Raw genomic sequence first — 4,114 nt, 5'->3', positions numbered from 1 at the left:
AGCCGCGAGCGGGAGGGCGTGGCGAGCGATCGGTGATCGCTCTTCCATCGACGTCGTGGTGGCCGGTGTTTCACGACTCGGCGACAGTTCACTCGTCCGTGGTTCCGGTCGTGCGGTGCATGACGACGGCTTTCCGGTGGGACGATCGGGGTGGAACGATCAGCGGATCCCGGAGGCGATGACGGCGTGAAACAGGGCGAACCGGCTGCGGCCTGGCGTCGGATGCCGTTGTTCGTGGCCTCGACCTTCCGGGACATGGACCGCGAACGCGACCTGCTCACCCGCATGGCTATCCCGCGCGTCAACTAGATGGTTGATTCCGTGAAGTTGGCGTTAGTGATCGAACGCGGTCAGTGAGCGCTTGCTGGTCATGCCGGTTTGCCAGTTGTGCCAGATGGCGGCGGCCATGGCCAGCAGGCGACTAATCAATCTTTCGGGCTGATCTGTATCGACTGGAGCAAGAATTTTCGCGGCGACCGCTTCGGCCGCCCGCTTATCTGGAATCAGGCCCATCTGCGCTGGGCGCTGGGTGAGTAAGAGCGGTACTACAGCGAGCACCGAGCCCGCCGATCGCTCGCCGACGCGGCACTCCTGCGGGGCAGGCCTCAGCCTGGCGAACCCGATCAGATCGAACGCCGCATCATAGACCGACATGATCTTCTCGACTGAGTCATCCACGAGTATCGCCATGTGCCGTGACCTGCATGGACGTAGTTTTCGGCACGCACAACCCCACAAGGCGGAGGCAGGCAGCAGCCGCGCCCATCTTGGACACCGTGCCTTGACGATCAGGGGACGCGGCTCAATAGATGCGCGGTCGCCTGGTAGTTCTTCACCGCCACGGTGCACTGTTGGAAGGGTAGCCGCACCAGATCGCCGTACTGGCGCAGGACGTCGTTGTATAAGGTGTCCGACACAATGATCGCGATGTCGGTGTCGGCTTCCTTCATGGCTGCGCGGATCGGGTCGCTGTCCACGAGCCGGCAGAACCGGATGACGGTGGGGCCGCCGAAACCGAGCACGCCCTGCTCGACCGGTCCGATGTCCGCCGCCATGCGGAGCCTGATCTCGTCCGCGTGGGACCTGTTGTCCTCGCGGAGCAGGCGCGGGATTGTTTCTACGAGGTGGCGCACGGCAACCAGGGCGTCGACGTCCGGCAGGACGTAGTGGTAGCCGTCGCCGGTGCCTTGGAAGTTCTGGGGGTCGAAAGTGATGCCGAGTTCCTCTGCGAAGCGCCGCAGCAGGGTGAAGATCCGTTGCTGAGCGGCCTTCTGGGCCTCGCTGGTGCGGGAGCTGTAGCCCACGATGTCGACGGTGAACCCGATGCGGTAGCGGAGACCCGTCTCGGGTGCCGGGCGGTGCGGCAGTCTCACGATGATCGTGTCCGGCTTGTCGCGCGGGTGCATGCCCAAGGTGCTCGGCAGTTCGGTCGCGGCGACTACGCGGATCTCGATCTCGGTGCACGCCGCGGGCGCGGTCACGATCAGCGAGCCGCGACGTGGGCCCGGCAGGACTGCGCCGGTGTGGTGCCATCGGATCTTGGAACCGCCGATTCCGAACGCGTGCACCGTCGGCGCGATCTCGGACACCGGCACGTTGTCGTCGAGCAGGCCGGTGGCGTCCGGGGTGTGCGGGACGAACTCCAGTCTGGTGGTGATCGCCAGCCGTTCTCCTTGCCGCGGCTTGGTCACGGACCTCGGCCACGCGTCGCGGACGCGGACGTCGGGGGTGCGGAACTCGAGACCGGCCGTCACCGACAGCGGGTCCGGCACGCCCTCCTCCAGCGTGATGTCGTAGAGGATCTGGGCGAGGAAGACGTCGTGTGGCTCGTCGGTGGCCAGGTGGTCCACCTGGAGGCCGTGCACGACGATGCGTCCGATGTGGACGTCTGCCGGCGTGTAGGCCCGCACTTCTTCGGTGAGCAGCAGCTCGACCTCGGCGAGGTGCACGCGAGTTCCCTTCGTCAGAGGCCGACGTGAATCCAGGCGGCCCAGGTGTGCGGGGCGTCCAGGTGATCGGCCCGGATCTGCCGCACCGCCCGGTGCAGGGCCAGCGCCGCATCGGTGGTGTCCGGTGGCTTGGTGCCACCGTTGGTCAGCATCTCGTACACGGTGCCGGCGACGCGGGCGGCGGTCGAGTTGACCGGCGTCAAGGTGCCGATGACGTGGCGGTATCCGGCGAGGTGGAAGGCACCGGTGATGTGCACGGCCTCGTCGACGAGGCGCGGCGCGCTGTCGGTGGTGTTGCAGGCCGACAGGAACACGAGATCCGCGTCCGGCAGGTCGAGCCGGGACACTTCGGCGACGGTGAGTCCTGCGGTGTCGTGGTCGTGGAGCAGCAGACGGCTGCCGCCTGGGTCCAGTGCGTCACCGATCGCGTGGCAGGCGACGTGGGCGATCGGGTGGCGGACGAGTGCCCGTTCCACCGCCGTCCTGGTCGCGTCGGCGCCGGTGAGCACGGCCGCGCCGGGAATCATGCGGGTGATCACCGCCGCTTCGGCGGACGCCGACGGCAGCGGGGAAGCGCCCGGCGTTTCGGGCATCGCGACGATCAGCGTCGCCGCGTCACCCTTTCGCCGGGGCTCGCGCGCGTGGGTGCGCATCGACGTCGTGTACGAGGAGACGACCCGGTCCAGGACAGTCCTATGTGGACCTTCGTCGTGATGTCCGGCCGCGTGCAGGGGCAGCGAGCTCATCACGGAGATCGGGCACCACCAGACCCGCGGCCAGTCCGAACTGCTCGGCGACGTGTGCCCCAGGTGGTCGAGGACCGGCTCGGTGACGTTGTCCCACAACCACTTCAGGACGGCGTGCATGTCGTCGAGCGCTGCTTTTCTGGCCTGGTAGGACGATGCCTTCGTGACGGCGATGCTCGCGCTCTCGAAGAGGTCGCCCTGTTCGGCCGCGCTGATATCGGTGATGCCCGGCAGGGCGACCGCGTCGATCGTCCCGCCGGGCCCCAGCACGAGGGCGCCGGAGCCCCAGCGGGTGGCATAGGTGAACACGACAGGACCCCGGTCGACGCCGAGCGGCTGGGGGAGCAGAAACGTGCCGAGTCCCGGCCGGGTCCGGATGCGGTCGAGCAGGTCGTTCCACTCGGAGGTGAGTTCGTCCCGCCGGACGGCCGACGGTGAACCGACCAGACCGGCCTCGACCGGGTGGTCGGCGGCGTCGATCACGTCGCGGAGCCGCTGGAGTTCGCCGTGCAGGCCCGGTTCGAGTTCGGACAGCGTGCGCAGGTCCGAGCGTGCGTCGAGGGTTTCGGACATCAACAGCGTGCGCGCCTGCTCGATCAGTTCCACGGCCTGACGGGGCCGCCCCGCTCGGACGGCGGCGGCCGCCGCCTCGGCCGCGATGCCGGTGGTCTGGCCGAGGCCGAACTCGCGGTCACCGCGGAGAAAGCGTTGCGGTGTCAACCTGGGAAGCAGTGAGACCGCCTGTGCGAACGCGGCCACGGCGGCCTCGGGATCGTTCGCGACCAGTTCGATGCGGCCCAGGTACCGCCACGCCCGGATGCGGTCGAGGACGGTCGCCGACGGCGCTCCGGCCGACCGGGAGAAGGAGTGGCGGGCGTCGTCGATCCGGCCCGCCTTCAGCTGAGCGCCGCCGAGGGTGTTCAGGACGGGCGGCAGGTGCGGTGAGCCGTCCGGTGTGAGCCGCGCCGCGCGGTCCGCTAGGTCCAGGGCTTCGAGAGCGTCCCGCGGGTCGTCGGTGTGGTCGTGCCGGCGCAGCAGCGCGTGTGCGGCGTTGGAACAGGCGGGGATCACATCGCGGTGGTCGTCGGGGACGGAGCTGACGCGGCGCCCGATCTCCACGGCCTCGGCGAACAACGCCTCGTCGTTCGTCGCGGACGCGAGCGCGACCAGGGGTGCGATGGTCTGCGTCAGCGTTCCGAGCAGGTCGGGATGGTCTTCCCCCAGCTCGTCGATCGCCTGGCGGTTGAACTCCACGGCCGTACGCGCGTGCGCGGCGTCGTCGGTGCGCTCGTGCAGCACCAGGTACGCGCTCGCGACGTTGACCAGGTAACGGGCGCGCGCGGGATCACCGGGCGGAGTGATCGCCACCGCGCGACTGGTCGATTCGACCGCCTGTTCGGCGAGGGCGAGCTGTCCGGT

Annotated in this window: 4 protein-coding genes and 1 pseudogene; 2 read left to right on the top strand and 3 right to left on the bottom strand. The window is 68.8% G+C overall.

Annotated features, from left to right (window positions below; translation table 11 throughout):
- Both VF330_RS29115 and VF330_RS29110 read left to right on the top strand, forming a co-directional pair.
- Positions 1-190: hypothetical protein (locus tag VF330_RS29115; protein ID WP_330854889.1), on the top strand; the 190-nt coding region annotated here is incomplete at its 5' end.
- Complete coding sequence (locus VF330_RS29110; RefSeq protein ID WP_330854888.1) at positions 187-309, top strand: hypothetical protein; 123 nt, start codon at positions 187-189, stop codon at positions 307-309. The genes VF330_RS29115 and VF330_RS29110, both read left to right, overlap by 4 nt.
- Before the next feature lie 24 nt (positions 310-333).
- On the opposite strand, the pseudogene VF330_RS42135 reads toward VF330_RS29110, so the two are convergent.
- From VF330_RS42135 to VF330_RS29095, 3 genes and pseudogenes are all read right to left on the bottom strand, one after another.
- Positions 334-432 (bottom strand): annotated as a pseudogene (locus VF330_RS42135) (IS982 family transposase); the annotation flags it as partial.
- Between the two features lie 356 nt (positions 433-788).
- Complete coding sequence (locus VF330_RS29100; RefSeq protein WP_330854886.1) at positions 789-1,949, bottom strand: hypothetical protein; 1,161 nt, start codon at positions 1,947-1,949, stop codon at positions 789-791.
- 14 nt (positions 1,950-1,963) lie between these two features.
- On the bottom strand, positions 1,964-4,114 hold a 2,151-nt coding region (locus tag VF330_RS29095), incomplete at its 5' end, for a CHAT domain-containing protein (RefSeq protein ID WP_330854885.1).

The sequence above is a fragment of the Lentzea sp. genome (genome assembly GCF_036380075.1).
In the GTDB taxonomy this organism is placed as follows: domain Bacteria; phylum Actinomycetota; class Actinomycetes; order Mycobacteriales; family Pseudonocardiaceae; genus Lentzea.
This window is presented reverse-complemented; position numbering and strand designations above follow the sequence as displayed.